Here is a 1,777-nt window from a genome sequence, read left to right on the forward strand (position 1 = left end):
GTGTGCCACTGACCGGCCATGTCCTGTGCCTCGTCTCTGGTTCGGTACTGCCCGGAGGGAAAGAATTCGTTTTCGGAAAGTGTCACGCCGAGCGAGCTTTGTCCGGACCCGGCAGGAACAGGGGAATTGGGAATGACCCTAACTTCGGCGCCGGTCGGCGACAACGGCGTTCAAACCCGCACCGCGCGGGGGAAAACGAAAAGCGCTCCCCTTGTCTTTCCATTCGACGGGGGAGCGCTTTTCGTTTTCCCCCGCGCGGTGCGGGTTTGAACGCCGTTGTCGCCGACCGGCGCCGAAGTTAGGGTCATTCCCAATTCCCCTGTTCCTGCCGGGTCCGGACAAAGCTCGCTCGGCGTGACACTTTCCGAAAACGAATTCTTTCCCTCCGGGCAGTACCGAACCAGAGACGAGGCACAGGACATGGCCGGTCAGTGGCACACCGCACCCGCTCCCGCCCCCCACAAGGACGCCGCCCGGCCCGGCGGGGAGCAGGCCAGGCACCTGCAGATCGGCATGCAGACCCTGCACCGCACCGACCCCGAACTCGCCGGGCTGCTGGACGCCGAGGTGCGCCACCAGGACACCACCCTGGCGATGATCGCCTCGGCCAGCGTCGCCGACCCCTCGGTGCTGGCCGCCGGGGGAGCGGCCCTGTCCAACGTCACCGCCGAGGGCTACCCCGCCGCCCGCTACCACCCCGGCGCCGCCCGCTTCGACGCGGTCGAACGCCTGGCCATCGCCCGCGCCAAGGACCTCTTCGCAGCCCGGTACGCCAACGTGCAGCCGCACTCGTGCTCCTCGGCCAACCTCGCCGTGCTCAGCGCGCTCCTGCCGCCGGGCGGCACCCTGCTGGGACTGGACCTGGACGCCGGCGGCCACCTCACCCACGGCTCGCCCGCCTCGGTGACCGGACGGCACTTCACGGCCGTGCACTACGGCCTGGACCGCACCGGGCGCATCGACTACGCCCAGGTCGCCGACCTCGCCCGCCGCCACCGGCCCGGCGTCCTGATCGCCGGCGCCAGCGCCTACCCGCGCACCGTCGACTTCGAGCGCTTCCGCGCCATCGCCGACTCCGTCGGCGCCTACCTGCTCGCCGACATCTCCCACATCGCCGGCCTGGTCGCCACCGGCAAGCACCCCAGCCCCATCGACGCCGCCCACATCACCACCACCAGCACCTACAAGCAGCTCGGCGGCCCCCGCGGCGGCCTCATCCTCAGCGGCGCCGACCACCGCACCCCGGGCCCTGACGGCCGCACACCGCTGTCGCGCCTGATGCAGCGGGCGGTCTTCCCCCAGTCGCAGGGCACACCCAGCCCGGCCACCATCGCCGCCAAGGCCCGCGCCTTCTCCCTGGCCGCCTCCCCGCAGTTCAAGGACGCCGCCCAGCTGATCGTCGACAACGCCGCCGCGCTGGCCGCGGAGCTGTCCGCCCTGGGCTACCGCGTTTTGACCGGCGGCACCGACAACCACATGGTCCTGCTGGACATCATCGACCGCGGACTGACCGGGGTCGTCGCCGAGCGGGCCCTGGAACAGTGCGCCATCCTCGCCAACCGCAACCGCATCCCCGGCGACACCAAACCCCCGCTGGTCACCAGCGGCCTGCGGCTGGGCACCAACATCCTCGCCCAGCGCGGCATGGGCCCGCTGCAGATGCGCGAGTGCGCCCACCTGCTGCACGCCGTCGTCACCGCCACCACCGCCCTGAGCGACACCGAGTACCTCATCGACCCCGCCCAGGTGCTGCGCCTGCGCGCGGGCGTCGAGGACC

General features: G+C 71.3%; 1 protein-coding gene. It reads left to right on the top strand.

Going from position 1 to position 1,777, the window contains the following annotated elements:
• Window positions 1-420 precede the first annotated feature (420 nt).
• A partial coding sequence (locus FGF04_RS39065) for a serine hydroxymethyltransferase (protein WP_149516140.1) occupies window positions 421-1,777 on the top strand: 1,357 nt, incomplete at its 3' end.

It is taken from the genome of Streptomyces apricus (genome assembly GCF_008369065.1).
Lineage (GTDB): Bacteria > Actinomycetota > Actinomycetes > Streptomycetales > Streptomycetaceae > Streptomyces > Streptomyces apricus.